Annotated in this window: 26 protein-coding genes and 1 tRNA gene; 15 read left to right on the forward strand and 12 right to left on the reverse strand. The window is 70.2% G+C overall.

Going from position 1 to position 26,270, the window contains the following annotated elements:
• Window positions 1-10: 10 nt before the first annotated feature.
• Entirely contained in the window at window positions 11-3,229 is a 3,219-nt protein-coding gene (locus OO60_RS06780; RefSeq protein ID WP_205624147.1) for a penicillin acylase family protein, read from the reverse strand.
• A gap of 141 nt (window positions 3,230-3,370) precedes the next feature.
• On the opposite strand from OO60_RS06780, the gene OO60_RS06785 reads away from it, so the two are divergent.
• Together OO60_RS06785 and OO60_RS06790 are read left to right on the forward strand one after the other, a co-directional pair.
• The gene (locus OO60_RS06785) at window positions 3,371-3,745 is read left to right on the forward strand and encodes an FKBP-type peptidyl-prolyl cis-trans isomerase (protein ID WP_003078991.1); all 375 of its coding nucleotides are present in this window, start codon (window positions 3,371-3,373) and stop codon (window positions 3,743-3,745) included.
• A gap of 117 nt (window positions 3,746-3,862) precedes the next feature.
• A complete protein-coding gene (locus OO60_RS06790) occupies window positions 3,863-4,594 on the forward strand; it encodes a S1 family peptidase (protein ID WP_003078995.1) in 732 nt (243 codons plus the stop codon).
• Window positions 4,595-4,749: 155 nt separating this feature from the next.
• On the opposite strand, the gene OO60_RS06795 is transcribed toward OO60_RS06790, so the two are convergent.
• A tRNA-Leu gene (locus OO60_RS06795) sits at window positions 4,750-4,832 on the reverse strand.
• Between the two features lie 130 nt (window positions 4,833-4,962).
• Here OO60_RS06795 and OO60_RS06800 point away from each other — a divergent pair.
• The 7 genes from OO60_RS06800 to pknB all read left to right on the forward strand — a co-directional run bounded on the left by OO60_RS06800 (window position 4,963) and on the right by pknB (window position 14,445).
• Window positions 4,963-6,216: an FHA domain-containing protein gene (locus OO60_RS06800; protein WP_033261028.1), complete on the forward strand. Its 1,254-nt coding sequence runs from the start codon at window positions 4,963-4,965 to the stop codon at window positions 6,214-6,216.
• A 100-nt stretch (window positions 6,217-6,316) separates the two neighbouring features.
• The gene (locus tag OO60_RS06805; protein ID WP_003079002.1) at window positions 6,317-6,778 is read left to right on the forward strand and encodes an FHA domain-containing protein FhaB/FipA; all 462 of its coding nucleotides are present in this window, start codon (window positions 6,317-6,319) and stop codon (window positions 6,776-6,778) included.
• Window positions 6,775-8,172: a PP2C family protein-serine/threonine phosphatase gene (locus OO60_RS06810; protein WP_003079005.1), complete on the forward strand. Its 1,398-nt coding sequence runs from the start codon at window positions 6,775-6,777 to the stop codon at window positions 8,170-8,172. The genes OO60_RS06805 and OO60_RS06810 overlap by 4 nt, the downstream gene beginning before the upstream one ends.
• On the forward strand, window positions 8,172-9,659 hold the full coding sequence (locus OO60_RS06815; RefSeq protein ID WP_003079008.1) for an FtsW/RodA/SpoVE family cell cycle protein: 1,488 nt from the start codon (window positions 8,172-8,174) through the stop codon (window positions 9,657-9,659). Before OO60_RS06810 ends, OO60_RS06815 begins: the two co-directional genes overlap by 1 nt.
• Complete coding sequence (locus tag OO60_RS06820) at window positions 9,656-11,125, forward strand: peptidoglycan D,D-transpeptidase FtsI family protein (protein WP_003079012.1); 1,470 nt, start codon at window positions 9,656-9,658, stop codon at window positions 11,123-11,125. Before OO60_RS06815 ends, OO60_RS06820 begins: the two co-directional genes overlap by 4 nt.
• A gap of 3 nt (window positions 11,126-11,128) precedes the next feature.
• A complete protein-coding gene (locus OO60_RS06825; protein ID WP_003079014.1) occupies window positions 11,129-12,478 on the forward strand; it encodes a serine/threonine-protein kinase in 1,350 nt (449 codons plus the stop codon).
• Window positions 12,475-14,445, forward strand: a complete 1,971-nt coding sequence (gene pknB, locus OO60_RS06830) for a Stk1 family PASTA domain-containing Ser/Thr kinase (RefSeq protein WP_003079017.1) — start codon at window positions 12,475-12,477, stop codon at window positions 14,443-14,445. Before OO60_RS06825 ends, pknB begins: the two co-directional genes overlap by 4 nt.
• A gap of 47 nt (window positions 14,446-14,492) precedes the next feature.
• Here pknB and OO60_RS06835 read toward each other — a convergent pair whose 3' ends face one another.
• Window positions 14,493-14,756, reverse strand: coding sequence for a hypothetical protein (locus OO60_RS06835; RefSeq protein WP_003079019.1), 264 nt, complete (start codon window positions 14,754-14,756; stop codon window positions 14,493-14,495).
• 52 nt (window positions 14,757-14,808) lie between these two features.
• Here OO60_RS06835 and OO60_RS06840 point away from each other — a divergent pair, with 52 nt between their 5' ends.
• Together OO60_RS06840 and OO60_RS45375 are read left to right on the forward strand one after the other, a co-directional pair.
• Complete coding sequence (locus tag OO60_RS06840) at window positions 14,809-15,675, forward strand: helix-turn-helix domain-containing protein (protein ID WP_003079023.1); 867 nt, start codon at window positions 14,809-14,811, stop codon at window positions 15,673-15,675.
• A gap of 23 nt (window positions 15,676-15,698) precedes the next feature.
• Complete coding sequence (locus tag OO60_RS45375; RefSeq protein WP_003079027.1) at window positions 15,699-15,911, forward strand: DUF397 domain-containing protein; 213 nt, start codon at window positions 15,699-15,701, stop codon at window positions 15,909-15,911.
• Here OO60_RS45375 and OO60_RS06845 read toward each other — a convergent pair.
• The 4 genes from OO60_RS06845 to OO60_RS06860 form a co-directional block, all read right to left on the reverse strand.
• A complete protein-coding gene (locus OO60_RS06845) occupies window positions 15,869-16,183 on the reverse strand; it encodes an effector-associated constant component EACC1 (RefSeq protein WP_003079032.1) in 315 nt (104 codons plus the stop codon). The two genes, OO60_RS45375 and OO60_RS06845, sit on opposite strands and share 43 nt — an antisense overlap.
• 100 nt (window positions 16,184-16,283) lie before the next feature.
• Window positions 16,284-16,925: a hypothetical protein gene (locus tag OO60_RS06850; RefSeq protein WP_003079035.1), complete on the reverse strand. Its 642-nt coding sequence runs from the start codon at window positions 16,923-16,925 to the stop codon at window positions 16,284-16,286.
• The gene (locus OO60_RS06855; RefSeq protein WP_003079038.1) at window positions 16,913-17,704 is read right to left on the reverse strand and encodes an ABC transporter ATP-binding protein; all 792 of its coding nucleotides are present in this window, start codon (window positions 17,702-17,704) and stop codon (window positions 16,913-16,915) included. The genes OO60_RS06850 and OO60_RS06855 overlap by 13 nt, the downstream gene beginning before the upstream one ends.
• A complete protein-coding gene (locus OO60_RS06860; protein WP_003079041.1) occupies window positions 17,701-18,345 on the reverse strand; it encodes an aminodeoxychorismate/anthranilate synthase component II in 645 nt (214 codons plus the stop codon). The genes OO60_RS06855 and OO60_RS06860 overlap by 4 nt, the downstream gene beginning before the upstream one ends.
• Window positions 18,346-18,457: 112 nt before the next feature.
• Here OO60_RS06860 and OO60_RS06865 point away from each other — a divergent pair, with 112 nt between their 5' ends.
• Window positions 18,458-19,777 (forward strand): FAD-dependent oxidoreductase, encoded by a 1,320-nt coding sequence (locus tag OO60_RS06865; RefSeq protein WP_003079044.1) that lies wholly within the window; start codon window positions 18,458-18,460, stop codon window positions 19,775-19,777.
• An 83-nt stretch (window positions 19,778-19,860) separates the two neighbouring features.
• Here OO60_RS06865 and OO60_RS06870 read toward each other — a convergent pair whose 3' ends face one another.
• The gene (locus OO60_RS06870; protein ID WP_003079047.1) at window positions 19,861-20,517 is read right to left on the reverse strand and encodes a response regulator; all 657 of its coding nucleotides are present in this window, start codon (window positions 20,515-20,517) and stop codon (window positions 19,861-19,863) included.
• Window positions 20,457-22,277, reverse strand: coding sequence for a sensor histidine kinase (locus OO60_RS06875; RefSeq protein ID WP_003079048.1), 1,821 nt, complete (start codon window positions 22,275-22,277; stop codon window positions 20,457-20,459). Before OO60_RS06875 ends, OO60_RS06870 begins: the two co-directional genes overlap by 61 nt.
• A 169-nt stretch (window positions 22,278-22,446) precedes the next feature.
• Between OO60_RS06875 and OO60_RS06880 the strand changes: the two genes are divergently transcribed.
• The 3 genes from OO60_RS06880 to OO60_RS06890 all read left to right on the forward strand — a co-directional run bounded on the left by OO60_RS06880 (window position 22,447) and on the right by OO60_RS06890 (window position 24,375).
• Window positions 22,447-23,160, forward strand: a complete 714-nt coding sequence (locus OO60_RS06880; protein WP_003079051.1) for an ABC transporter ATP-binding protein — start codon at window positions 22,447-22,449, stop codon at window positions 23,158-23,160.
• A complete protein-coding gene (locus OO60_RS06885; protein WP_003079054.1) occupies window positions 23,157-23,891 on the forward strand; it encodes an ABC transporter permease in 735 nt (244 codons plus the stop codon). The genes OO60_RS06880 and OO60_RS06885 overlap by 4 nt, the downstream gene beginning before the upstream one ends.
• Before the next feature lie 97 nt (window positions 23,892-23,988).
• Window positions 23,989-24,375, forward strand: coding sequence for an SCO5389 family protein (locus OO60_RS06890; protein WP_003079055.1), 387 nt, complete (start codon window positions 23,989-23,991; stop codon window positions 24,373-24,375).
• Between the two features lie 3 nt (window positions 24,376-24,378).
• Here OO60_RS06890 and OO60_RS06895 read toward each other — a convergent pair whose 3' ends face one another.
• Genes OO60_RS06895 through OO60_RS06900 form a run of 3 tightly spaced genes read right to left on the reverse strand, consistent with a single transcriptional unit; the run spans window position 24,379 to window position 26,098 of the window.
• Window positions 24,379-24,873, reverse strand: coding sequence for a protein-tyrosine phosphatase family protein (locus OO60_RS06895; protein ID WP_003079057.1), 495 nt, complete (start codon window positions 24,871-24,873; stop codon window positions 24,379-24,381).
• A 56-nt stretch (window positions 24,874-24,929) separates the two neighbouring features.
• A complete protein-coding gene (locus OO60_RS47075) occupies window positions 24,930-25,085 on the reverse strand; it encodes a hypothetical protein (RefSeq protein WP_003079060.1) in 156 nt (51 codons plus the stop codon).
• On the reverse strand, window positions 25,085-26,098 hold the full coding sequence (locus tag OO60_RS06900) for a class E sortase (RefSeq protein WP_033261029.1): 1,014 nt from the start codon (window positions 26,096-26,098) through the stop codon (window positions 25,085-25,087). The genes OO60_RS47075 and OO60_RS06900 overlap by 1 nt, the downstream gene beginning before the upstream one ends.
• Window positions 26,099-26,270 lie beyond the last annotated feature (172 nt).

Below are 26,270 nucleotides of genomic sequence, written 5' to 3' on the forward strand. Positions count from 1 at the left end.
GCAGGGCTCTTCAGTGCGCGTACACCTCGAACTCGTACAGCGAGTAGCCGTACTTCGTGCCGCGCTGGACGCCCTGCATCTTGACGAAGCGGGCCGGGGTCGCCGCGAACGCCAGGTTGTCCTGGCCGCCGTCGCCGTCGGTCACCACTGCTGCGTCCGTCCAGTTGACCGCGTCCGGGGAGAGCTGGATCCGGTAGCTCTTGCCGTACGCGGCCTCCCAGCTGAGCAGGACCCGCGAGACCTGCTGGACCGAGCCGAGGTCGACGGTGATCGCCTGGTCGTCGCTCCAGTCGCTGGCCCAGCGGGTCGAGGCGTTCCCGTCGATCGCGTTGGACGCCGGCGAGTTGTAGAAGCCGGTTTCGGCGCTCGTGGCGCTGACCGTCTTCGTCGCCGCCAGGTTCGCGATGTTGTCGCCGCGGTGGGCGGCGTACTCGACGACCTGCTGGAACGTCGGGCGGTTCTGCCAGCTGATCTTGTCCTGCGTGATGCCGCCGAGCGGGTTCTGGACGATCGAGTCGGCGCACCACTGGTCGCCGGCCGAGCAGTTCGCGTCACCCGGGTAGACGGTGCTCGCGGACTGGCCGGCGGCCGTGGTCAGCGAGTCCACCAGCGCCTGGCGGCACGCGGTGACGTCGCCGCCGCCGCAGAACGTCTGCGCCAGCGGGCCGGCCACCGGCTGGCCGAGGACCTGCCGGATGTCCTTGCTGACGTAGCCCCACCAGCCGAACTGGAACGACGAGCCCTTGTGCGGCTGGCCGGTGTGCTGGCCGTTGCCGTTCTGCCAGCCGGACGGGCTTTCGTTGATGCCGAGCACGCCGGTCATCGCGTTGTAGGCGTTGTCACCCATGCCCGGCTTGAACTCGGCCTGGACGAGCAGCGGCCACCACGCGTCGAAGATGCGGATCGCGTCCGCGTCGGCGTAGGTCTTGCTGCCGGCCGACGTCTCCTTGCGCAGCTGGCCGTTCGCGAGCCACGTCTTGAGCTTCGCCTCGGCGTCCGCGGCCGCGCCGGTGGTCGGCGTCTTGTCGAGCACCTGCAGCAGCAGCGGCAGGACGCGCTCGGCGCGCAGGTCGGCCAGCGCCGCGTCCGCCATCGCCTGGGTCAGGTTGACCCGGGTGACCTTGGTGCCGCTGCTGATCAGCTTCTTGACGCGCGAGTCGAGCAGGTCGACGCGGTGCACGGCGGACTTGTCCGCCCCGGCCGCCGCGTAGCCGTTGGCCTGCGCGTTGTTCCAGCTGACGTAGTAGTCCTGGTTGACCGACTGCGGGTGCTGCGACGCCGGCGTGTAGGTCGCGACGTTGCCCGCCGGGTTCCAGCCGATCCAGTCGTGGCCCTGGTCGCCCCACACCGGCATGTTCGGGTCCACATCGGACTGCCGGGCCGGGTTGGCGCCGGAGTTGAAGTAGGCGATGTCCTTCGAGTCGGCGTAGAACCAGTTGAACGTGAAGTTGATGTCGGCCGCGGCCTTCTGGAAGTCCGCCGCGGACTTGACGAAGGTCGGGTCGTTCAGCTCCTGGAAGCCGATCAGCGAGTCGACCTCGTGGAAGTAGGACGACCGCAGCGCCGCGTACGCCACCGGCTTGCCGCCGACGGTCGCCCGGCTCTGCACCGGCCCGTACTTGGTGCGGTAGCTGCGCAGGGTGTACGAGCCCGCCGCGGTGCCGTCGGCCACCGTCGGCTTCCAGGCGTTCTTGACCTCGACGGTGTCCATCGGGACGCACTTGCCCTGGTAGGTGTAGTAGTTCGAGTCCTTCGTCGCCGTGCCGCCGTTGGGGTCGCACAGCTGCAGCGCGTAGGTGTCGACGATGTCCTGCGCCGACGTCGTCGCGCTCCACGAGTAGTCCTGGCCGCGGCCCAGCAGCGTGTACATGCTCAGCCCGGCGAAGGCGGCGCCGCGCGAGCTGATGCCCGGGCCCTGCAGTTCCTGCAACAGCAGCAGCTGCGGGGCGAAGTAGCCGGTCTGCGGCCCGAACACGGCGACCGGGTGGCCGCTGGCGGTCTTGGCCCCGGAGACGAGCAGCGCGTTGGACATGCCGTGCTTCTCGCTCAGCATGTTCGCCGGCAGCACGCCGTTGTCGAACATCCCGCGGGCCGGCTCGAGCTCGGCGGGCGCGGCGACGTCCACAGTGGACGGCGTGGCGGAGGCGGCCGAGCCGGTCTGGTCGAACACCAGCGGCTGCGGGGTCACCGAGTTCTTGTCCGGCATGGCCCGGCCGGCCGCATTGGCCGGCGTCTTGCCGTACGGGAAGGTCTGGCCGTCGTGCAGCGTCTTGACCGCCTCGGGGTCGTCCTCCGAGCGCAGGCTCTGCCACACCTTCTCGCCCTGCACGACGCCGTACTTCTCCTGCATCGCGAGCTTCGCGATGGCGTTCTGCACCTCGCCGCCGCCGCCCGCGCCGAACTCGGCGCCGATCAGCGAGGCGAGCGCGACCAGGTCGGTCAGCTTGAACGGGTCGATCGACCCGGCGTTGGTGATCGAGTCGACGTGCCCGGTCAGCACGTACTCGCCGGGGAAGTACCGGCCGTTGTAGGAGTCGCTGATGTACTTGTTGATGCCGTCGACGTAGGCCTGCGCGTCGGCGAGGCCCTGCGCGCCGCGCGGGCCGCTGGCGGCCGTGCGGTCGATCTGCTGCTGCAGCTCGGCTTCGGTGTACGGCGCGTTCGCGAAGAACTGCTGCTCGAGTTCGCGGTTGGCTTCGGCGCCGCCGGCGAACGAGGTCACCTGGCCGCGGGCGGCGTGCCGCAGCACGTCCATCAGCCACAGCCGGTCCTGCGCGGCCGCGTACCCGGCGCCGTACTCGGTGCCGGCGCGGGTGGTGCCGGTGATGTGCGGGACGCCGAGAGCCTTGTCACGCACGATCGTGACGTCCGAGCGCGGTTTCGTCGTGCTCGCCACCTGGTCGGCCGGGACGCCGAAGGACGAGTCGTTGAAGTACTGGTTGATCGCGCTCGTGGTCAGCGTCTTGTAGCCGCCGGCCAGCGAGGCGTACTTGCCGAGTTGGTCGGCGGCGTGCGCCGGGCGGGTGCCGAGCAGCTTGTGGGCGAGGATGTCGGCGAGGGTGGCGTTGCCGTTCTCGCCGGGCGGCAGGATGTCGCTGCACTGCCCGCCGCAGTAGTCGTCGGGTGACAGGGCCGCCTCCGCGGCCGGCGCGGAGACGGCGACCTGGGTGAGCCCGGCCACGAGGGCCCCCAGTGCCGTAACGGTCAGGGCGCGGATGCGTCGTCGCATGCCGGGCTCCCCTCAGTCCAGAAGAGTGACGAAGCGCACGCTACCGAGCAGTAGCTGAAGTGTGAAGACTTTTCGCGTTTCTCCCCTCTTTGGGCGTAGTCCGATCGGCGCAGCGTGCAACGCATAGGTACGGTGAGGCCCATGACCTTGGAAAAGCCCCTCATCGACCGCCCGGACGGCCCCGCGCCGGCCGACCTGGAAATCACCGACATCACCGTCGGTGACGGCCCGGAGGCCACGGCGGGCAAGACCGTCACCGTGCACTACGTCGGTGTCTCGCACTCGACCGGCGAACAGTTCGACGCGTCCTGGGACCGCGGCGAGCCGCTGCGCTTCGGCCTCGGGGTCGGCCAGGTCATCCCGGGCTGGGACCAGGGTGTCGCCGGGATGAAGACCGGCGGCCGCCGCAAGCTGGTCATCCCGCCGCACCTGGCCTACGGCGAGCGCGGCGTGCCCGGCGCGATCGAGCCGTCCGAGACCCTCGTCTTCGTCGTCGACCTGGTCGGCGTGAACTGAGCCCGCGGGCCGGGCGTCACCCGATGGACCACCGGGTGACGCCCGGCCAGGGAATTCCCCGCCCGCGGCGGCGGCCCTAACGTCGAACGTCGACCACCGACTCGACGAAGGGGAAGAATGCGCCTGCGCGCCCTGCTCGCCGCTGCTGTTTTGACCATCTCCACCGCTCCCGCCGCCTGGGCCGTCGCCCACGGCTCCGACGTCCCACCGGGGCAGTACGGGTTCGTCGCGAAGCTCTCGATGACGAAGATCCCGCGCCCGGACGGCTCGACGTACAGCAGTTACTGCACGGGCGCGCTGATCGCGCCCGCCTGGGTCCTCACGACCGGCCACTGCTTCCACGACGCCCACCGCGACCGCGTCTCGGGCAAGATCCCGTACCCGACGACGGTGACGCTGGGCCTGACCGACGAGGAAACCGAGTCGGGCATCGCCCGCAAGGCGACCGAGGTCCTCCAGGCCAAGGAGAACGACGTGGCGCTGGTCCGCCTGGACTCCCCGGTGACGGCGGTGACCCCCTTGGCGGTGAACCACGCGGCCCCGAAGGTGGGCCAGCAGCTGACGCTGGCGGGCTGGGGCAGCCTGACCGGCACCGACCCCAAGCCGGCGACGCGGATGCAGCAGGGCACGGTGGCGGTGGCGAAGGTGGACCCGACGACGCTCGGCGTCCGCGGCGCCTCCCCGGAGATCACGACGAGCGCGTGCACGTACGACTCGGGAGCCCCGTACTTCACCGGCACCGAACTGGTCGCCCTGGAGGCCACCGGACCGGGCTGCCCCCACGCCGGCATCGAGACGACGAGCCGGGCGGACGTGATAGCGGGCTGGATCACCACCCACACGGCGTAACTTCGCCGTGGGCGAAAAAGTGACCTAGACCACCGAACCACGCTGGAAGGTGAGGGAAGGCACCGTGGGGGGTCCGGGGGGCTCGGCCCCCCGGGCGAGATAAGGCCAACGGGAAAGGGCCCCGATCGCGCTAGCGATCGGGGCCCTGAACAGCGTGGGCGAGGAGGGAGTTGAACCCTCACGTCCTTTCGGACACACGGACCTGAACCGTGCGCGTCTGCCATTCCGCCACTCGCCCGAGTGCTTCCTTGCGGCAGCGATGTGAAGACTAGCAGGTCGTTTGAACGGCTTTCACCGGGGGCCGTGTAGAGGCTGGCTCACCCGGATAGGATCGGTGCGGAAGCACACGTGTGAGGAGGTTTTCCCCGGTGGGCCGCGCCGAACGATTCGACAGGCGACTCGAGAACCTGGTGGGGAACACTTTCGCGCGCATGTTCGGTGGCAACGTCGTCACGCAGGAAGTGGCGATCGCCCTGGAGCGGGAGAGTGAGGAGAACGTTCGTGAGCTGGCAGGCGGTCGGCAGCTCGCCCCGAATCACTACATCGTGTCCTTGGGGACGGCTGACCACGAGCGCATGGCCGGTGACGAGCAACGCGTCACCCAGGTCCTGGCCAAGGCGGTGGCGGAACACCTCGCCGCGGAGGGCCTGGACACCTATGGTGACGTCGTCGTATCACTCGAGCGCAACGAGGCGCTGCATACTGGACAGTTCAAGACCCGTTCGTCCGTCGATCCCGACGCCCGCCCCTCAGGCGCCGGTTCACCGCGGTCGGCACGACCCAGCAACGCAGGAGACCCAGCAATGAGCCAGCCCCCCGGCTACGGCCAATACGACCAGGGTGACCCGTACGGCCAGCAGGGCCAGTACGGCTACGGACAGCAGGGTGGCCAGCAGCCCGGGTACGACCAGGGTTACGGCCAGCAGGGTGGATACGACCAGTACGGCCAGCAGCAACAGCAGCCGGCCGGTGGTGGTTACGACCAGTACGGCGGCCAGCAGCAGGGCGGGTACGACCAGGCCGGCTACGCCCAGCCCCAGGGCGGCGGCTACGACCAGGGTTACGGCCAGCCCCAGCAGGGCGGCTACGACCAGGGCGGGTACGGCCAGCCTCAAGGCGGCGGCTACGACCAGGGCGGCTACGGCCAGCCCCAGGGTGGCGGCTACGACCAGGGCGGCTACGGCCAGCCCCAGGGCGGTGGCTACGACCAGTACGGCGGCCAGCAGCAGGGCGGCTACGACCAGTACGGCCAGCAGCAGGCGTACGGCCAGCCGGCCGGTGACCCGTACGGCCAGCAGCAGGGCGGCTACGGCCAGCCCGCGCCCGGCCGCCAGCTCGCGGCGAGCCTGCAGCTGGACGACGGCTCCAACCGCACGTACTCGCTGAAGCAGGGCGGGAACGTCGTGGGCCGCGGCCAGGACGCGGACTTCCGCCTGCCGGACACCGGTGTCTCGCGCCGTCACCTGGAGATCACCTGGGACGGCCAGAGCGCCACGCTCGCGGACATCGGCTCGACCAACGGCACGACCGTGAACGGCACCCCGGTCCAGACCTGGCAGCTCGCCGACGGCGACGTCATCCGGGTGGGCCATTCGTCCCTGGTGTTCCGTACACAGGGCTGACTCGGGACCCGGAATACTGTTCCCGCAGAATTGACGTGCGGGGGGACCGCGGCGTACCCGCGTCGCGGCTGCACGGACGAGTCGGGAGCGGACACACCAAGTGCCAGAGCTGGTCGTACAACTCACCAGGGTGGGCTTCCTCGTGCTGCTCTGGCTCTTCGTGTTCGCCGCGCTCCGAGTCGTGCGCTCGGACCTCTACGCGGCGTCGGGCATGCGCGTCCAGGTGCCGACCTTCGGGCGCAAGAAGGAGAAGAAGCCGCGCAACAGCAAGTCCCCGCAGCAGCTGCTCGTCACCCACGGCGCGCTGGCGGGGACGCGCATCGCGCTGGACGGCAGGCCGATCCTGATCGGCCGGGCCGACGACTCGACGCTGGTGCTCGACGACGACTACGCGTCGACCCGGCACGCCCGGATCGCCCAGCGCGGCGAGGACTGGTACGTGGAAGATCTGGGCTCGACGAACGGGACCTATCTGGACCGGGCTAAGGTCACTGCACCCCTCCGGGTCCCGCTCGGAGTCCCCATCCGGATCGGCAAGACGGTGATCGAGCTTCGCCCATGACTCTCGTCCTCCGCTACGCAGCCCGCAGCGACCGGGGCCTGGTGCGTTCGAGCAACCAGGACTCCGTGTACGCCGGCCCTCGCCTGCTCGCGCTCGCCGACGGCATGGGTGGCCACGCGGCGGGTGAAGTGGCCAGCAAGGTCGTCATCGCGTCCCTCGCCCCGCTCGACGACGACGAGCCGGGCGACGACCTGCTCGCGCAACTCCGTGAGGCGGTGGCGAACGGCAACGCCGCGATCGCCGAGCTCGTCTCGCAGGATCCGGACCTGGACGGCATGGGCACCACGCTCACCGCCGTCCTGTTCGCCGGCACCCGGCTGGGGCTGGTGCACGTCGGCGACTCGCGCGCGTACCTGCTGCGCGGCGGCCAGTTCGCGCAGATCACGCGCGACGACAGCTTCGTCAACGAGCTGCTCGAACAGGGCCGGATCACGCCGGAAGAGGCGGCGGTGCACCCGCAGCGGTCGCTGCTGCTGAAGGCGCTGACCGGGCACGAGGTCGAGCCGAGCCTCACCGTGCGCGAGGCGCGTTCCGGTGACCGGTACCTGATCTGCTCGGACGGCCTGTCCGGCATGGTCTCCGACGAGACGCTGGCCGAGGCCGTGCAGATCCCGGACCCGCAGCAGTGCGCGGACCGGATGATCGAGCTGGCGCTCAAGGGCGGCGGCACCGACAACGTCACGGTGATCATCGCCGACGTCGTCGACGTCGACTTCGGCGAGGACGCGCCCATCGTGGGCGGCGCCGCCGGGGACGGCAGCGACGAACGGCACCAGGGCGACTCGCCCGCGGCGCGGGCCAGAGCGCTGACCCAGCCGCCGCCGCAGCCGCGCCCGGAGCTGCCGCAGCCTCGGGAAGACCCGAAGGCCAAGCGCCGGAAGCGGTTCCGCTGGCTGGCCGGCGCGCTGGTGGTCCTCGTGGTGCTCGCCGCGGCGGCCATCGCGACCCGCTACTTCGTGCTGAGTCAGTACTATGTCGGCGAGGGAGCGGACGGGGAGGTCGTGATCTACCGCGGCGTCCCCGGCAGCATTCTCGGCATCGACCTGCACGCCTACGAGCAGGGGTCCTGCCCGCCCACCCAGGTGTGCACGGACAAGCTGCGCGTCAACCAGCTCCAGGAGGACGCGCGGCTGGCGGTGCAGAACGGCGTCAAGAAGGACAGCCTCGATGACGCCCGCAGGTACATCGACGACTTCCTGCAGCTGCGCAAGCGCCTGAACAACTGCGCGCCGTCGGGCGGCCAGCCGTCCACGACGCCGACCCCTCCGGTCACGCCGACGACGACTCCGTCGGCTCCGGCCGGCTCGACTGCCCCGTCGTCGGCGAACCAGCCAGCGGGGAGGGACTGCTCGACGCCGAGTTCGACGGCACCGACGACGGGAGGCGGTAACTGATGGGCCAGCCCGTCGCGCGTTCCGCCGAACCGCTCGCCGCGCAGTTCCAGACGAACCCGCCGCGCGAGGTCCCGACCCGCCGCAACACCGAGCTGGTGCTGCTGGGGTTCGCCACCTTCATCGTCACCATCGCGCTGGTCCTGGTGGAAGCGAACCAGGAGCAGGAGCTGACCTGGTCGATCATCTGGCTGGGGCTCGCCTACCTGGCGATCTTCGCCGCGGCGCACCTCGCGGTCCGCAAGTGGGCGCCGTACGCCGACCCGGTGCTGCTCCCCTGCGTCGCGCTGCTGAACGGCATCGGGCTGGTGATGATCCACCGGATCGACCTGGCTTTGGCCGAGCGCGCCACGCAGCAGGGCAAGGACTACACGCCCGCGGTCACCGCGCAGGTGCTGTTCACGGTGATCTCGCTCGTGTTCTTCGTCGTGGTACTGATCGTGGTGAACGACCATCGAACGCTGACCCGCTACGGCTACACCGCCGGCCTGATCGGGATCATCGCGCTGGCGCTGCCCGCGCTGCTGCCGTCGAGCCTGTCCGAGGTCAACGGCGCCAAGGTGTGGCTGAAGCTGCCGTTCTTCTCGATCCAGCCGGGCGAGTTCGCGAAGATCCTGCTGATGATCTTCTTCGCTTCGTTCCTGGTGTCGAAGCGGGACCTGTTCATGGTGGCGGGCAAGAAGCTCGTCGGCGTCGAGCTGCCGCGCGCCCGCGACCTCGGCCCGATCCTGATCGCCGCGTTCGTCTGCATCGGCATCCTGGTGTTCGAGAAGGACCTCGGCACGTCGCTGCTGTTCTTCAGCGTCATCCTGGTGATGCTGTACGTCGCGACCGAGCGGGTCATCTGGGTCGTCCTGGGCCTCAGCTTCTTCGCCGTGGGCTGCATCATCGCCTACAACCTCTTCACGCACGTCCAGCAGCGCGTGGCGAACTGGCTGGACCCGCTGGCCACCTACGACCAGGCGGGCGGCGGTTACCAGCTGGCGCAGGGCCTGTTCGGGCTGGGCACCGGCGGCGTCGGCGGCACCGGGCTCGGCGCCGGACGGCCGGACATGGTGCCCGAGGCCAACACCGACTTCATCACCGCGTCGATCGGCGAAGAGCTCGGCTTCATCGGGCTGGCCGCGGTGCTGATGCTGTACCTGATGGTCGCCATGCGCGGCATGCGGAGCGCGCTCGCCGTGCGCGACACGTTCGGCAAGCTGCTGGGCGGCGGCCTCGCGTTCACCATGGTCATGCAGATCTTCGTCGTCGTCGGCGGGGTCACGAAACTCATCCCGGAGACCGGTATCACCGCCCCGTTCCTGTCCAAGGGTGGTTCGTCGCTGCTCGCGAACTACATCCTCGTCGCGCTGCTGCTCCGCATCTCCGACGCGGCCCGCAGGCCGGCCGCCCGCCCGAAGCCGCAGCAGCAGCCGCAGGCCCCGATCGCGGAGGCGCACACCGTGCTCGTGCAGCGCCCGCCGGCGGACGGGGGCGCGCAGGCATGAACACCCCGCTCCGCAAGGTCGGCATGGCGATGCTCGTGATGGTCGTCCTGCTGCTGGCCAACGCCACCTACATCCAGGTGGTGAAGGCCGACGACTACCGCACCGACTCCCGCAACGCGCGCGTGCTCTACGACGAGTTCGCCCGCCAGCGCGGCAAGATCGTGTCGCAGGCCAACGGCGAGGTGCTGGCCGGCATCAACCCGTCGAACGACAAGTACAAGTACATCCGGACCTACGCCGACGGGCCGATGTACGCGCCGGTCACCGGCTACTACTCGATCAACTACGGCGCCGGCGGGCTGGAGCGCGCCGAGGACGACGTCCTCAACGGCTCCGACCCGCGGCTGTTCGTGCGGCGGCTGTCGGACATGGTCACCGGCCGCGACCCGAGCGGTGGCAACGTCCGGCTGACCATCGACCCGGCCGTGCAGAAGGCCGCGTACGACCTGATGACGCAGAAGGGCTACACCGGCGCTGTCGTCGCGATGGAGCCGAGCACCGGCCGGATCCTGGCGATGGTCTCGACGCCGTCGTACGACCCGAACGCGCTCGCCCAGCACACGTCGAAGGCGCAGACCGACGCCTGGAACGCGAACAACAAGGACCCGAACAAGCCCATGCTGAACCGGGCGATCTCGGAGACCTACCCGCCGGGGTCGACGTTCAAGCTGGTCACCGCGGCGGCCGCGCTCGAGGACGGCAAGGGCCCGGACACCCAGGTCAACACGGCGCCGAACACGAAGCTCCCGAACACGAGCATCACGCTCGAGAACTACGCGGGCCAAGCGTGCCCCGGCAACACCTTCAAGGACGCGCTCGCGCACTCGTGCAACGTGCCCTTCGCGGAGTTCGCCGGCCAGCTCGGCGCGGACAAGATGAAGAAGACGGCGGCGAACTTCGGCATCGGGCAGACCGACCTGACCGTGCCGATGAAGGTCGCCCCGTCGACGGTCGGCCCGCTCGACTCGCAGGGCGCGCTCTACCAGAGCGGCATCGGCCAGCGCGACGTCCGGATCACGCCGCTGCAGGACTGCCTGCTCGCGGCCACCGTGGCCAACGGCGGGATCGCGATGAAGCCGCAGCTGGTGCAGTCGGTGCTGGCGCCGGACCTGTCGACCATCGAGGACTACAGCCCGACCGAACTCACTGGCACCCCCGCGCTGTCGGCGTCGAACGCGGCGATTCTCAAGGACATGATGATCGCTTCCGAGGGTTTCACCGCGGGCGGTGGCAAGCGCGCGGACATCCAGATCGCGTCGAAGACCGGCACCGCGGAGCACGGCACGGACTCCAAGAACACTGCCCCGCACGCGTGGTACACCGCCTTCGCCCCGGCGAACGACCCGAAGATCGCGGTCGCCGTGATCGTCGAGAACGGCGGCGACCGCGGGCTGGCCGCGACGGGCGGCAAGGTCGCCTCGGAAATCGGCCGCGCGGCGATCAACGCCAAGCTCGGGGGTGGATAGCGCATGCTGTCCTCCGGTCAGCTGCTGGCCGATCGCTACAAGCTGACGAGCCGGATCGCCGTCGGCGGGATGGGCGAGGTCTGGCAGGCCAGTGACACCCGGCTGGACCGGACTGTCGCCGTCAAGATCCTGAAGACCGAGCTCTCCGGCGACGCCGAGTTCCTCCACCGCTTCCGCACGGAAGCGCGGATGACGGCGTCGCTGAACCACCCCGGCATCGCCGCGGTGCACGACTACGGCGAGACCATCCTCGACGGCGACCTGTCGATCGCGTACCTGGTGATGGAGCTCGTCGACGGCGACCCGCTGGCCGGGTTGCTGGCCAAGCACGGGCGGCTGTCGGCGGAGTTCACGCTCGACATGCTGGAGCAGGCGGGCAACGCGCTGCAGGCGGCGCACTCGCACGGCCTGGTCCACCGCGACGTCAAGCCGGGCAACATCCTCGTGACGTCGGCCGGCCAGGTGAAGATCACCGACTTCGGCGTCGCGAAGGCGGCCGACGCGGCCCCGGTCACCCGGTCCGGGATGGTCATGGGCACCGCCCACTACATCGCGCCGGAGCAGGCGCTCGGGCAGCCCGCGGAGCCGGCGTCCGACGTCTACTCGCTGGCGGTGTGCGGGTACGAGTGCCTCGCCGGGCACCGGCCGTTCCTGTCCGAGAACGCCGTGACGGTCGCGATGATGCACATCCGCGACATCGCGCCGCCGCTGCCGCCGGACGTGCCGCCCGCGGCGCGTGCGGTGATCGAGGCGACCCTGGTCAAGGACCCGCGGCAGCGCTACAACAACGGCGGCGAGTTCGCCTCCGCCGTCGCCGCGGTCCGCGCCGGGCTGCCGCTGCCGACGCCGTCCGGGCTGGTCAACGCCACCTACACGACGGGCCAGCAGCCGGTGGTGCCGCAGCAGGTGCCCCAGCAGCCGCCGCCCCCGTCGATGCCGGTGCCGATCCCGCAGCAGCAGCTTCCCCCGCAGCAGCAGCCGATGCCGGGCGGCCCGCCGTCGCCGGCGATGAACCCGATGGTCGCGATCGGCCCGCCGTCCCGGCCGGCTCCGCGGCAGGTCATGCTGCCCGCGGCCCGGAAGAAGACGCAGTGGGGCTGGTGGGCGCTCCTCGCGGCGATCCTGCTCGTTGTCCTGGTGGCGGGGATCGTGCTCGTGGCCAAGATGCTGGGCGGCGGCAACGGTGCGCCGCCGCACAACACCCAGACGCAGAGCCAGGTGGTCCCGGGCAGACAGGTGCCCGCGGAACAGTCCTCGAGCGTCTACCCCGCGGACACTCCCGGCACGACCGACGATGGCCGGCAAGGCATCATGACCACACCTTGGACGGAATGGAACGGCATCCAGAGATGAGCACACCCAGACTGCTCTCCAACCGGTACGAGCTGGGCGAAACGCTCGGCTACGGAGGCATGTCCGAGGTCCACCACGGCCACGACGTGCGTCTCGGCCGGGAAGTCGCGATCAAGATCCTCCGTGCCGACCTCGCCAGGGACCCGCAGTTCCAGGAGCGCTTCCGCCGGGAGGCGCAGAACGCCGCCGCGCTGAACCACCCGGCGATCGTCGCGGTCTACGACACGGGTGAAGCCAACACCGATTTCGGGCCGCTGCCGTACATCGTCATGGAGTACGTCGAAGGCCGGACGCTGCGCGACATCGTCAAGACCGAAGGCCCGATGTCGCAGAAGCGGGCGATGGAGGTCATGGCCGACGTCTGCGCGGCGCTGGACTTCTCGCACCGCCACGGCATCGTGCACCGCGACGTCAAGCCGGCCAACGTGATGATCACGAAGAACGGCGCGGTCAAGGTGATGGACTTCGGCATCGCGCGCGCGATGCACGACGGCCAGTCCGCCATGACCCAGACGGCCGCGGTGATCGGCACCGCGCAGTACCTCTCGCCGGAGCAGGCCCGCGGCGAGTCGGTCGACGCGCGTTCGGACGTCTACGCGGCCGGCTGCGTGCTGTACGAGCTCATCACCGGCGAGCCGCCGTTCACCGGTGACTCCCCGGTCGCGGTGGCCTACCAGCACGTCCGGGAGGACCCGAACCCGCCGTCGTCGGTGAACCCGGCGGTGGCGCCGGAGCTGGACGCGGTGGTGCTGAAGGCGCTGGCCAAGGGCCCGGCGAACCGCTACCAGTCGGCGGCGGAGATGCGCTCGGACCTGGTGCGCACCCTGTCGGGCCAGCGCCCGGCGGCGCCGATGGTGATGTCCGAGGACGAGCGCACGCAGGTGATGAACGCCGACCGGCGGCAGCCGCAGCGCTACGAGGAGTACCCCGAGCCGGACGACGAGGACCCGCGGGCCAAGCGCCGTCGCCGCACGATCCTGGCCGCCGTCGCAGCGGTGTTCGTGCTGGGCGCGGTGCTGCTGATCATGTGGCTGGCGGGCTCGTTCAAGGGCAACGACGCAACGCTGGTCGCGGTCCCGGACGTGCTGCACCAGACGGTTCCCCAGGCCCGCGAAACGCTGAACGGCAAGGGTTTCAACGGCACGATCGAGCAGAAGCAGGTCACCTGCGGCGTCCAGCCGACCGACGGCAGCCCGCAGTGCGGCGACGGCGACATCAACCGCGTCATCAAGATCGACCCCTCGGTCGGGACGCAGGTCGCCACCAGCCAGAAGATCACGCTGTGGGTCGGGGTCGCACCGGGCAAGGCCAGCGTGCCGGACCTGAAGAACAAGACGCCCGCCCAAGCCGAGCAGGCGCTGAAGGACGCGAAGCTGACGCTCGACCCGACCGTCGGCGAGATCGAGGTCGACGACCCGAACCAGGCCGGCCTGGTGCAGAACCAGAACCCCGCCTCGGGGACCGAGGTCGATCAAGGCTCCAGCGTGAAGATCACGGTGGGCAAGTCGAAGCAGCTCAAGACGGTCACCGACTTCACCGGCAAGCCGTACGCGCAGGCCAAGGCGGCGCTCGAGGGCGCGGGCTGGAAGACGAAGAAGAACGAGCAGCCGTCGGACACGGTGCCGAAGGACTCGGTCATCACCCAGAACCCGAACGGCGGCCAGCTGGCGGTGGGCGAGACGATCACGCTGACCGTGTCGACGGGCCCCGACCAGTCCCAGCCGACGCAGATCCAGATGCCGAGCCTGGTCGGGATGACGTTCGAGGACGCGCAGGCCAAGCTGCAGAGCATGGGCTGGAGCGGCCAGCTGAACCAGAAGGCGGACCGGACGAGCGGGCAGCCGGAGGGCACGATCACCGGCCAGAGCCCCCGGCCGGGCACCATGATCGACAAGAACCAGACGGTCAACGTCAACGTCTCGGAGCCGTTGTTCCCGACGTCGCCGACGAAGACCTCCGGTCCCTGACCGAGGTGCTGTGAAGGAGGCCCGCACGGTTCGCCGTGCGGGCCTTTTCAGTGGTCGAGCCAGCGCAGTTCGACGTCCCCGAGCCGCCGCTGGACGCGCAGCAGCCGTTCCGCGGTATCGGACGAGTGAATCGAGCGCTGCCCGCTGTACCGGAAGAGGGCACCGCCGCCGTCCTGCAGCTCGATGCCCCAGCCGATCAGGGGTGCGCCGTCGAGGTGGTTCGACGTGCCGAAGACCGTGAACAACCTGGGCTTTCCGGCGAGGGCCAGCTCCTCGATCACGCGCTGGTACGGTGTGCGGTCAGTGCTCATGGAAAGACCTTACCGAGAAACTTTCTCCTTAAGCAACTGGTAGTGTCTGCGCATGCATATCCCGTCGGATCCCGAGCTGCTGAAGACGCAGCTGGGCATCGAGCTGCGCCGGCTGCGTGAAGAGGCCGGGTTCACCGCGCTGGAGGCGTGCGCGGCGATCAACGCGCACACGCCGAAGCTCTCGAAGCTGGAGAACGGCAACCAGACCGCGGATCCGGAGGACATCCGGAAGCTCGCGGAGTTCTACCGCGCGACGCCGGAGCAGCGGGATTACCTGGTGGCGCTGGCCGAGGCCCAGCCGAAACGGCGGCGTCGGCGGAAGGCCGCCGAGCGTGACGCGGTGCCGGACTGGTTCCGCCGGTTCCTCGCGCTGGAGTGGGATGCGACGGAAATCCGCACCTATCAGGTCGAGAGCGTGCACGGCTTGCTCCAGACCGAGGCTTACGCGAGGTCGAACATCCTGGCTTGGGAACCCGAAGCCGACCCGCGGTTGATCGACAAGCAGGTGGAGACCCGGCTTGGCCGCCAGACGGTGCTGAAACGCAACGGCCGACCATCGCTCCGGTTCGACATGCTGCTCAACGAAGCGGTTCTTCGGCGTGTTCAGGGCAGCAAGGCGATCATGCGCGAGCAGTTGCAGCACCTGGTCACCGCATCGAACCGGCCGAACATCACGATTCGCGTGCTGCCGTTCTCGGTGCCCGACCGGATCACAATGCCGTCGGCTTTCTCGCTGTTCCGCCTGCAGGAGCAGAACTTCTCGACGGTCTACCTGGAGGACCTCTTCGGCGCGACCTACCTCAAGGAGCCGGAGGAGTTCACCCAGTACAGCGTCGTTTACGGGCGGCTGCGGGATGCCGCACTGGACCCGGAAGCGTCCCGCAAGTTGCTCGCTAAGGTGGCAGAGTCCTACAAGTAGAACGCCACCTGAAGGGGTGTGTGATGACAGCCCCCGAGTCCCCGATCTGGTTCAAGAGCAGCTACAGCAGCAGCAACGGTGGCGAGTGCGTCGAGATCGCGTTCGCCGGTCCGGCCGTCGGTGTCCGTGACACGAAGGACCGCGCGGCCGGACATCTCACCGTCTCAAGCCCGGCGTGGGATGCCTTCCTGGGTCACGCTTTGTCGAGGAATCCCTGCACCGCACCGAGCACCTGATCGGCGTCGCTCGCGGCACCGCAGTCGAGCTGCAGCTCCTCGGCGGCGCCCGAGCGCTTCACCTTCAGCGAGACGCTGCCCGCTCCCCGCGTCAGCCACGCGAACAGCGAACGGCAGAAAGCCGCCGCGGAGTTGCTCGACACCCCGACCACGACGGCGTCGAAGACCTGCACGCGGCCGCGCAGTTCGTCTTCGCCGCGCAACCAGGCGGCGAGCTCCGGAAGCTCGCCTTCGGAGTTTGGCACGGTGATCGCGACGATCCCAGCCGTCACCCGAGCTCCCTTCACGCAGAACCGGAGAGGCCACGAACCTTAGTCGGCCGCGCGGTCCCGCCGGAACCCCGGTGAAGAATTTGACGATTGCAATTTGCAGTCAGGAGCGCCGGCGAACCAAAGCCGAAACGGCGAAGAAGCTGGCGGCCAGCACCACCACCGACGTCACCAGGGCCAACACCAGCGGCCCGCCGACCGGTTCGTCGTCCGTCAGCGCGTGCAGCAGCGGGTGGACCAGCGGAATCTTCGCCAGCAGCACGACGACGAGGGTGATCACCGCCGCCAGGACCGTCCAGCCGATGCGGTGCACCAGCAGCCGCGAGCACGGCAGCGCGATGGCGATCCCCAGCAGCGCGCACGCGAGGTGCGCGAGCAGCCCGATCCCCAGCGCCGACGGCTGCACCTTGAACGACTTGATCGCCGACCACACTTCGGTGATCGCCGTGAGGACCAGGGAGCAGGCCAGCACCGTCAGCACCGCGCCGGTGATCATCCGGCGCCACTGCCGGGCGTGGCTCAACGTCACCAGGCGCTGCACCGGGTCTTCGATGTCGAGCAGGGCGATCGTCAGCCAGCACGAGACAACCAGCAACCCGCCCGCGCTGATGCCGAACAGCGGCAGCGGCGGCGAATGCGGGTCGGCGTAGAGGATCACGCACAGCGCGAGGTACGCCAGCAACGCCGGCAGGTACCGCTGCGAATGGCCGAGCAGCGCCAGGTAGTACCGCGTCAGGGCGAGCACGGCGCCACCTCCCGCACCGACCAGCCGTCCTTCAACGCGCGCACCAGCACCGCGTCCACCGCGGCGATCTCGACCGTGAGCACCACCTGCGTGCCTTCCACCACCGCGTGCCGCACACCGGGCTCGCCCGCCCAGCCGCTTCCGCCGCCGCGCAGCACGATCCGGGTGGTCGGCTCGGCGCTCTCGGCCGTCAGCCTGCCTTCGTTCATGAGGTGGACGACGTCGGCGTGGTCGTGCACCACCTGCGGCCGGTGGTCGGTGAACACGACGCTCGCCCCGCGCGCCCGCGTCTCGGCGACGAGCTCGCCGAGGATCGCGTGCGTCCCGACGTCGAGCCCGCTCCACGGCTCGTCGAGGATCAGCAGGTCGGGGCGGACCATCACGGCCTGCGCGAGCCCGACCTTCTGCGCGTTGCCCTTCGACAGCGTGCGCAGCGGGGCCGTCGGGCCGCCGACGAGCGCGAGCCGTTCGAGCAGCGGATCGATCACCGAGAGGTCGGCCAGGCCGTGGATGCGGGCCATGTGCCGCAGGTACGCCCGCGCGCCCATGCGCTGACCGGCCGGGAAGCGGTCCGGGAGGTAGCCGATCCGCGGGGTGCCGGTGAGGGTCCCGGTGGTCGCGTGCGAGACGCCGGCCATGATCCGCAGCAGCGTCGACTTTCCCGAACCGTTGCTGCCGAGGATGCCGACGACGTGCCCGGGCTCGACGGTCAGGTCGACGTCGTGGAGGACGAAGTCACCGCGCCCGTACCGCTTGCCGACCCCCGCGAGCCGGATCACGCAACAGCGGCCTTCTGGAGCGCCTTGGTCGCCCGCTCGAGCTCGTCGACCCGGGCCGGATCGACCGGGTGGCCGGCCGCGGCCAGCCAGTTCGCCAGCATCCGGTGACCGCCCTCGGTGAGCACCGATTCGGGGTGGAACTGGACGCCTTCCAGCGGCAGCTCGCGGTGGCGCATGCCCATCACGATGCCGGACTCGGTGCGGCCGGTGATCTCGAAGACGTCGTCGGAAATCGTGTCGGGCACCACGGTCAGGGAGTGGTACCGGGTGGCCGTGAACTCTTCCGGCAGGTCCTTGAGGATGCCGGCGCCTTCGTGGCGGACCTGGCTCGTCTTGCCGTGGAGCAGCTCGGGCGCGCGGTCGACGGTCGCGCCGTAGACGACCCCGAGGGCCTGGTGGCCGAGGCAGACGCCGAGCATCGGAGTGCGCGTCTCGGCGCACTTGCGGATGACGTCCATGCTCTGACCAGCGCGTTCGGGCGTGCCCGGGCCGGGAGAGACAAGCACGGCGTCGAATTCGGGCACGCGGTCGAGGTCCACGACGTCGTTGCGCCAGACCGTGCAGTCGGCGCCGAGCTGGGCCAGGTACTGGACCAGGTTGTAGACGAAGCTGTCGTAGTTGTCGACGACGAGAACGCGCATGGCGCCGAGCTTACCGGCTCCCACCTGGTGGACCGTACGCCAAATCACATTTTAGGTTAGGTGATCCTAACTTACCGTGGGTCGGGTGAGCCGTTCTCTTCGTGTAGCCGTGGTGGGTGCCGGTCCGGCCGGGATCTACGCCGCCGACATCCTGGACAAGTCCGACGCCGACGTGACGATCGACCTCTTCGAACGCATGCCCGCGCCCTTCGGGCTGATCCGGTACGGCGTCGCGCCCGACCACCCGCGCATCAAGGGGATCGTCACGGCGCTGGAGAAGGTGCTCTCGAAGCCGAACGTCCGGCTGCTGGGCAACATCGACTACGGCACCGACATCAAGCTCGACGAGCTGCGCGAGTTCTACGACGCGGTGATCTTCTCGACCGGCGCGTCCGCCGACCGCGCGCTCGACATCCCGGGCATCGACCTCGACGGCAGCCACGGCGCCGCCGACTTCGTCTCCTGGTACGACGGCCACCCGGACGTCCCGCGCACCTGGCCGCTGACCGCGTCCTCGGTCGCGGTGCTCGGCGTCGGGAACGTCGCACTGGACGTGGCCCGGATCCTGGCGAAGACGGCCGACGAGCTGCTGACCACCGACATCCCGGACAACGTCTACCAGGGCCTGCGCCAGAGCCCGGTGACCGACGTGCACGTGTTCGGCCGCCGCGGCCCGGCACAGGCGAAGTTCACCCCGCTGGAGCTGCGGGAGCTGGACCACTCGCCGAACGTCGAGGTCATCGTGTACCCCGAGGACATCGAGTTCGACGAAGGCAGCGTCGCCGCGCTGCGGGCGTCCAAGCAGATCGACATGGTCGTGAAGACGCTGCAGGAGTGGGCGATCCGCGAGCCGGGCACCCGCCCGCGACGGCTGCACCTGCACTTCTTCCACTCGCCGGTTTCAGTGCTGGGGACGGACGGCCGGGTGAGCGGCCTGCGCACCGAACGGACCGAACTGACCGGCGACGGTTCCGTCCGCGGCACCGGCGAGTTCCACGACTGGGACGTCCAGGCGGTGTACCGGGCGGTCGGCTACCTGTCGTCGCACCTGCCGGAGCTGCCGTTCGACCACGTGTCAGGCGTGGTGCCGAACCAGGCGGGCCGCGTGCTGGACCTGGACGAGAACCAGCTGCCGGGCGTGTACGTGACGGGCTGGATCAAGCGCGGCCCGATCGGCCTGATCGGCCACACGAAGGGCGACGCGGCCGAGACGATCGCCAGCCTCCTGGCGGACGCCGACACGCTGTCGGCCCCGAAGTACGCGTCACCGGACGCGATCCTCGACTTCCTCGAGACGCGCGGCATCCCGTTCACGACGTGGGACGGCTGGGGCCGCCTGGACGCCCACGAGAAGGCCCTGGGTGCGGCGGCGGGCCGCGAGCGCATCAAGGTGGTCGAGCGCGACGAGATGACCCGAGTCTCGCGCGGCTGATCAGGTGGCTCGTGAGTGGTAAGGCGGGTTAGAACCCGCCTTACCACTCACGACAAGCCGCGGCAGACCAGCTGTCTTGCGGCTCAGCTCGCGCCGAGGTAGGCGAGGACGGCCAGGACGCGGCGGTTGGTGTCGTCCGAGGCCGCGATGTCGAGCTTGGCGAAGATGTTCGCCGTGTGCTTGCCCACCGCGCCCTCGCTGAAGTGCAGCTTCGCGGCGATCGCGGCGTTCGAACAACCCTCCGCCATCAGCGACAGGACCTCGCGCTCGCGCGGGGTCAGCGCGGCGAGGGGGTCGGAGGCGTTGCCCGCCACCAGTTTCGCGATCACCTCGGGGTCCATCACCGTGCCGCCGGCGGCGACCCGGCGGACCGCGTCGATGAACTGCTCGGCGTTGAACACGCGGTCCTTCAGCAGGTAGCCGATCGCGCCGGTGCCGTCGGCGAGCAGCTCGCGCGCGTACAGCTGCTCGACGTGCTGGGACAGCACGAGGATCGGCAGCCCGGGGATGTCCCGGCGGGCTGACAGCGCGGCCTGCAGGCCCTCGTCGGTGTTCGTCGGCGGCATCCGGACGTCCACAATGGACACATCGGGGCGTTCCGCGCGCAGAGCGGCCACCAGCTCCGGACCGCTGCCGACCGCCGCGACGACGTCGAAACCGTGTGCGGTCAGCAGGTGGGTCAGGCCGTCTCGGAGGAGGTACTGGTCTTCGGCGACGAGGGTGCGAGGTCGAGCTGACACGGGATCTCCAGGGTCGCCTTCGTCGGGCCGCCGATCGGGCTGGTCAGCGTCAACCTACCGTCGAAGCCACCCAGCCGGCGCTCGATTCCCCGCAGTCCCGAACCCCCGGCCGGGTTCGCGCCGCCCGGACCGTCGTCGGTCACCACGACCGTCAGGACATCGTCGGCGAAGGCCACGTCGATCGACACCCGTTTCGCGCCGTGCTTCGCCGCGTTGCCCAGCAGTTCCGACACCGCGAAGTACACGCACGCCTCCACCGGCTCCTCGACGCGTCCCGGCAGCGAGCCGGTGACCTCGGACTTCAGCGGGCTGTCCATGGCCAGCGCACGGACGGCGTCCAGCAGCCCGCGTTCCGACAACACCGGCGGGTGGATGCCGCGGATCAGCACCCGCAGCTCGGTGAGCGCTTCCGACGACGCCGCCCGCAGCTCCGCCGCCAGCCGTTTCGCGGCCGCCGGGTCGGTGTCCACCAGTGCCTCGACCGCGCCGAGCTTCATGCCCATCGCGACGAGCCGCGACTGGATGCCGTCGTGCAGGTCGCGCTCGATCCGGCGCAGCTCCGCCGCCTGCGTCACCGTGACGTCGGACCGGGTCTGCTTCAGCCGTTCGACGCGCTGAGCGAGCCGGGTCGACTCGGTCGGCCCGAGCCACACCCGCAGGAAGAGCGCCTGCTGCCGGGCGAGCCAGGTCGTCGGCAGCAACCCGGCGACGACCATCGCCAGCAGCACCGGCGTCTGCGCCAGGGCACCCAGGTGCGTCGACACCGCGGGGAACGGGAACCAGTCGATGCGCGGCGACACGAACGGCCGCCAGATCCACAGCGCCCCGAGGCCGATGACGCCCCGGCCGACCAGCGCCACCGTCGGCAGGATCAGCACGAACGAAACGAGCGGGCAGAGAACGCCACCGGCGAGATCGCGCCAGGTGGCCCGGTCGCGCAGGATCCACCGCATCCGGGCCTGCTGGACCGGCCAGAACGGGTCCTCGTACAACTGCCTGCCGACCTGGTAGAGCCCGTCGGCGCGGGGCACCGGCAGGGCGGGCGGCGGCAGGTACGGCCGCGCGATCCGCACGCCCGTCCAGTTCCCGGCCTCGCGCCGCAGGGTGTCGGTGATCGTCCGGTTCCACAACACGACCCGGGCGGCCAGCGGCGGCGCTCCGACGATGACGATCAGCTGCACCATCGAGAACACGAAGTGCACCACCGAAGCCGCGAACAGGCCCACCTGCTGACCGAGCGATTCGAGGTGCCGGTGCAGCCAGTTCCGGCGCGGCTCGGCCGGCGGCCGTGGCCCGATCCACCAGCGCGTCCACCGGCCGTAGCCGCGCAGCACCCGCGGCCCGCCGAGCAGGACGGCCACCGGCAGCAGCAGCGTGACCAGCGGGTTCACCAGCTGCCAGCCGAACTCGCGGCCCGCGGCCGGGTCCTCCAGCGCCCACGTCAGGCGGTGCTGCCAGCGGATCCAGAACGCCCGCTTGTAGAGCTGGTTGCCGTCGCGGTACCAGCCGTCGCGCTCCCGGACCGGTTCGGGCGGCTCGGGCCGGTAGGGCGCCTCGATCTCGACGTCGCACCAGCGCGCGGCGAGCGTCCGCGCCACCGCCGACCGGCCGCGCGTCCACACGACGGCCGGGCCGAGGAAGAAGACCAGCCCGCCGCACAGCAGCCCGAACGCGACCAGCTCGACCAGCACGTCGATCCAGCTGAGCAACGAGAACGCGGCCAGCGCCAGCGCTCGGCAAAGCGCACGCAGGTACGTCATCCGGCACCTCCTTCCCCCGGGATCTTCGCCGAACCGCCTGCGCGAGCGCACTGCCCGAAGCCCCACGAACGGGGTGGGCCCAGCCCCACCCCGGCTTCAGCAAAACGCTACCTGAGCTGGGGTTTCAGCGTCATTACGGCCGCGGCCGCCGGTTCGTAGCTTGATTGCCATGCCACTCATCGAAGTCACCGACCTCCGCAAGCAGTACGGCAACCGGGTCGCGGTCGACGGCGTTTCGTTCACCGTCGAGCGCGGCGAAATCTTCGGCATCCTCGGCACGAACGGCGCCGGGAAGACGACCACCGTCGAATGCCTCCAGGGCCTGCGCCGCGCCGACGGCGGCACGATCTCCGTGCTCGGCCTCGACCCGGCGGCCGACCACCCCGAGCTGACCCGCCGCGTCGGCGTCCAGCTGCAGGAGAGCCAGCTGCCGGCCAAGCTGCGGGTGCGCGAGGCGCTGGAGCTGTTCGCGTCCTTCTACCCGCAGCCCGCCGACATCGACGTCCTGCTCGACCAGCTGGACCTGCGCGACCACGCCCGCAGCTACTTCGGGAAGCTGTCCGGCGGCCAGAAGCAGCGCGTTTCGATCGCGCTGGCGCTGGTGGGCCGGCCCGAGCTGGCGATCCTCGACGAGCTGACCACCGGGCTCGACCCGCACGCCCGCCGCGAAACGTGGCAGCTCGTCGAAGGCGTCCGCGCCACCGGCGTGACGGTCCTGCTGGTCACCCACTTCATGGACGAGGCCGAGCGCCTGTGCGACCGCGTCGCGATCTTCGACGCCGGCCGCGTGGTCGCCACCGGCACCCCGACCGAGCTCCGCGCCGCCGCCGGAGCCTCCACTTTGGACGATGCATTCGTCTCGCTGACCAGGAGCGCCCGATGAGCACCTTCACCAAGATCACCGCGACCGAGGCGAAGATCTTCCTCCGGTCGCCGTTCATGGCGATCGCCGGCGTCCTGCTGCCGTCGATCCTGCTGCTCGCGGTCGGCGCGATCCCGGGCATGACCAAGCCGAGCGACGCGGCGGGCGGCTACCGGTTCATCGATGCGTGGGTGCCGTCGCTGGTGGTCATCAGCCTGGCGATGCTGGCCCTGCAGTCGATCCCGGCCGCCGTCGCGGCCTACCGCGAGCAGGGCGTGCTGCGCCGGCTCGCCACGACCCCGGTGCACCCGGCCAACCTGCTGGTGGCCCAGCTGGTGATCCACGTGGTGGTGGCGCTGGCGGGCATCGCGCTGGTGCTCGGCCTGGCCAACGCCGTCTACGACGTCCCGCTGCCGAAGCACCCGCTGATGTTCGTGGTGACGCTGCTGCTCGGCGTGGTCTCGACGTTCGCGCTCGGCCTGATCACGGCGTCGGTCGCGGGCACGGCCAAGAGCGCGAACGGCCTGGCGATGGTCACGTTCGTCCCGATCATGTTCTTCGGCGGCGTCTACCTCCCGCGGCCGCTGCTGCCGTCCGTGCTGCAGCGGATCGGCGACTACGTCCCGCCGGGTCCGCAGCCGCTGCAGGACACCTGGGTCGGCACCGGCGTGCAGCCGCTGCAGCTGGCCGCGCTCGCCGCGTTCGCGGTGCTCGGCACGGCGTTGGCGGCCCGGTTGTTCCGCTGGGAGTGAGCCCTTCCGCCAAAGTGGTGATGATCATCGTTTTCTCTTGTGAAGGGGCCACCCGGCCGGTAGCCAGGAGGGTGGCCCTGCTCAAACTGGAGGTTCGATGTCCCTGGACGTGTCACCCGCGCTGCTGGAGAAGGCCGAGCGCGGCGAGGTCACCGACGCCGAGTTCGTCGCGTGCGTCAAGGAATCCCTGCCCTACGCCTGGGAAGTCATCACCGGCGTCATCGCCGACGCCGAGGGCACCGGCTTCGCCGACAACGAGACGCCACCCCCGAGCGAGGCGGCCCGCGGCCAGCTGCTGCGGGCCCTGGCCTCGGACGCGATCCGCGGCGGCCTCGAACGGCACTTCGGCGTCAAGCTGGCGTTCCAGAACTGCCACCGGGTGGCGGTGTTCCGCCAGTCCGAAGTGGACGGTGAGCGGTACCGGGCGTTCGTCTCTCCGCGGGGCCAGCTGCTCAACCAGAGCCCGGAACTGCGGGACTGCTAGCGCTCAGGAACCGAGGTCGCTGAGCAGCCGGGCGATCGGCAGGCCGCTTTCCAGGTACTGCACGAACAGCTGGTTGCTCAGCGCCCCCGGTCCGCGCCGCTGCCGGATCAGGGCGATCGCCACCGTCAGGTCCATCCCCAGTTCGACCAGCGCCTGGGCGACGACCAGACCGGATCGGTTCTGCCCGGCGTGGCAGCGGACCAGGGTCGCCCGGCCCGCGCGGACCGCCTCGGCCGCCAGCCCGGCGAAGCGTTCGACCTCGCCGATCTGCGCCTCGGTCAGCGGCCCGTCCGGCATCTCGGCGAAGTGGTGCTCGACGCCGGGTGCCGGGCCGTGGCCGGCACGCTGGTACAGGCTCAGCACGAGGTCGAACTCGCGCCCGACCACGACCGGGATCTCACCGGCCCGGACGTGGCCACCCATCCAGAGACCCGGCCGGATCTCGTTCCACGGGTCTTCCGGCGGCGGGTTGTGGCGATCCTTCTGACGTGTCTTCACTCCGGTCCCCCCTCTCCCTGGAGGGGGAACGGACCGCGGCCCCGGGCGGTTCCGCGTCAGTTGACCGCGACCTCGTTGAACCACAGCCGCGGCTCCAGCCACGGGAACACCACGAACATCAGCAGCGCCACCACGCCGAGCGCCAGCACGACCGCGATCGTCAGCTTCGCCGCGAACGGGCCCGGCAGCTTCCGCCAGATCCAGGCGTACATCAGGCTTCCCCGATCTTCGACAGCAGGTCGCCGTAGTCCTTGACCTGGTTCTTCGGCACCTGCTGGGTCAGCACCGACGTGATGATGAGCCGCTCGCGGGCGGAGAACTGGGGGTGGCAGGTGGTGAGCGTGAGCAGGGCCGCCTGCTGGGCCTTCGGCAGCACGTCCGCGCCCTTGTACGGGACCGGGTTCACCGCGGCGCCGTTGCTGGGCAGCACGACCTTGCGGCCGACCGTCTCGCTGTACGGGCCGCCGTCCTCGGCGTTCGGGTCGCGCAGGGTCGAGACGCCCTTGCACTTGGGGTCGGCGCCCTTGGCCCCGGCCCAGTCCTTCACCTCGTCGTCGTAGGGCAGGACCTTGTAGATGTAGAAGTCGGTGGAGGTTTCGATCACGATCTGGTCACAAGAGGAGAGGTTGTCCAGGTCGTTGAACGGGGCACCCTTGCCGACGCGGTGGCCGGCCACGGCGAAGTTGCCGGGCTCGCCGGGCAGCGACGTGCCCTTGTAGTGGCCGGGGCCGACCTCGAGGGCGGCGTCGTCGGTGCCCTCCTGGATCGTGAAGTTGTAGTCGACGCCGAAGCTGGGGATGTGGATGCGGGCGAACGCCTTGCCGTCGACCAGCTCGGGGTGCAGCGTGCGGTCGTGCGCCCACTCGCCGTCGAGCTGGTCGCTCGCCTCGGACTGCTTGCCCGCCGAGAACAGGTCGGTCACGTAGAGCTCGTAGACCATGAACAGCAGCACGACCAGGCCGAGCGTGATGAGGATTTCGCCGGCGGTCCGGATCGCGACGCCGCCCTTGCCCAGCGGGGCGGGGCCGGGCTTCTCCTTGGTCGCCGTGCCGCCCTTGCCGACCGGGGCGAAGATGACGGTCTCTTCGTTCGCTCCCGGCGGCGGAGGCGGGCTGGCGTAGCGGCGGGGCGGCGGACCCTGCGGACGCCGGGGCGGCTGGCCCTGGGGGCCGCGCGGGGGCGGCTGCTGGCCGCGGGGCGCCGGGCCGGGACGACGCGGCGGCATGGGCTGACCGGGGTATCTGCGCCGGTCGTCATCCGGTCCTTCGCGCGTAGCCACGCAAGCTCCTCTCAAGCCGCGTCGAAGCCTGAACCTTATTCTGGTTAGGACGGCGCCACGGACCGCACGTTGCCACCTGTGGTGACCCTCGCGCCGGCCGACGGCTGAATAAGGTTCA

It is taken from the genome of Amycolatopsis vancoresmycina, from assembly GCF_000716785.1.
In the GTDB taxonomy this organism is placed as follows: domain Bacteria; phylum Actinomycetota; class Actinomycetes; order Mycobacteriales; family Pseudonocardiaceae; genus Amycolatopsis; species Amycolatopsis vancoresmycina.

Bases quoted from the DNA above. Each gene is read 5' to 3' on its own strand.
- OO60_RS06780 (WP_205624147.1), bottom strand. From the start codon at position 3,229: ATGCGACGACGCATCCGCGCCCTGACCGTTACGGCACTGGGGGCCCTC.
- pknB (WP_003079017.1), top strand. From the start codon at position 12,475: ATGAGCACACCCAGACTGCTCTCCAACCGGTACGAGCTGGGCGAAACG.
- OO60_RS06790 (WP_003078995.1), top strand. From the start codon at position 3,863: ATGCGCCTGCGCGCCCTGCTCGCCGCTGCTGTTTTGACCATCTCCACC.
- OO60_RS06900 (WP_033261029.1), bottom strand. From the start codon at position 26,098: ATGCCGCCGCGTCGTCCCGGCCCGGCGCCCCGCGGCCAGCAGCCGCCC.
- OO60_RS06890 (WP_003079055.1), top strand. From the start codon at position 23,989: ATGTCCCTGGACGTGTCACCCGCGCTGCTGGAGAAGGCCGAGCGCGGC.
- OO60_RS06875 (WP_003079048.1), bottom strand. From the start codon at position 22,277: ATGACGTACCTGCGTGCGCTTTGCCGAGCGCTGGCGCTGGCCGCGTTC.
- OO60_RS06785 (WP_003078991.1), top strand. From the start codon at position 3,371: ATGACCTTGGAAAAGCCCCTCATCGACCGCCCGGACGGCCCCGCGCCG.
- OO60_RS06820 (WP_003079012.1), top strand. From the start codon at position 9,656: ATGAACACCCCGCTCCGCAAGGTCGGCATGGCGATGCTCGTGATGGTC.
- OO60_RS06835 (WP_003079019.1), bottom strand. From the start codon at position 14,756: ATGAGCACTGACCGCACACCGTACCAGCGCGTGATCGAGGAGCTGGCC.
- OO60_RS06815 (WP_003079008.1), top strand. From the start codon at position 8,172: ATGGGCCAGCCCGTCGCGCGTTCCGCCGAACCGCTCGCCGCGCAGTTC.
- OO60_RS47075 (WP_003079060.1), bottom strand. From the start codon at position 25,085: ATGTACGCCTGGATCTGGCGGAAGCTGCCGGGCCCGTTCGCGGCGAAG.
- OO60_RS06840 (WP_003079023.1), top strand. From the start codon at position 14,809: ATGCATATCCCGTCGGATCCCGAGCTGCTGAAGACGCAGCTGGGCATC.
- OO60_RS06825 (WP_003079014.1), top strand. From the start codon at position 11,129: ATGCTGTCCTCCGGTCAGCTGCTGGCCGATCGCTACAAGCTGACGAGC.
- OO60_RS06885 (WP_003079054.1), top strand. From the start codon at position 23,157: ATGAGCACCTTCACCAAGATCACCGCGACCGAGGCGAAGATCTTCCTC.
- OO60_RS45375 (WP_003079027.1), top strand. From the start codon at position 15,699: ATGACAGCCCCCGAGTCCCCGATCTGGTTCAAGAGCAGCTACAGCAGC.
- OO60_RS06810 (WP_003079005.1), top strand. From the start codon at position 6,775: ATGACTCTCGTCCTCCGCTACGCAGCCCGCAGCGACCGGGGCCTGGTG.
- OO60_RS06880 (WP_003079051.1), top strand. From the start codon at position 22,447: ATGCCACTCATCGAAGTCACCGACCTCCGCAAGCAGTACGGCAACCGG.
- OO60_RS06860 (WP_003079041.1), bottom strand. From the start codon at position 18,345: ATGCGCGTTCTCGTCGTCGACAACTACGACAGCTTCGTCTACAACCTG.